Here is a 258-nt window from a genome sequence, read left to right as displayed (position 1 = left end):
CTATCACCACACTGGCCTCGATGAGGAGACGTTTCACAACGAGCATGGACGGAACGTGTCTCGACTGATCGAGGAATCTAGGCGTGCCCTTCAGCTGGACCGCGTCCACGGCTGCTCGCCCAGGGATCTTTGGATGTCTCGTGTCCAGTATCCGAGCAACGACAGCATCTACTCCTGGCTGGAAGAGGAAGTTCTTCCAGATTCTCTCAGGGACGAGTCACGCGGCGACAAGCCCGCGGTTGCGATTATCAACACTGG

The 258-nt window shown here is 57.4% G+C and carries 1 protein-coding gene; it reads left to right on the top strand.

Annotated features, from left to right (window positions below; translation table 11 throughout):
- Positions 1–133: 133 nt before the first annotated feature.
- On the top strand, positions 134–258 hold a 125-nt coding region (locus tag PZC42_RS24285; RefSeq protein ID WP_438802986.1), incomplete at its 3' end, for a hypothetical protein.

Origin of the sequence: Isoptericola croceus, assembly GCF_029382255.1 — a bacterium.
In the GTDB taxonomy this organism is placed as follows: domain Bacteria; phylum Actinomycetota; class Actinomycetes; order Actinomycetales; family Cellulomonadaceae; genus Isoptericola; species Isoptericola croceus.
This window is presented reverse-complemented; position numbering and strand designations above follow the sequence as displayed.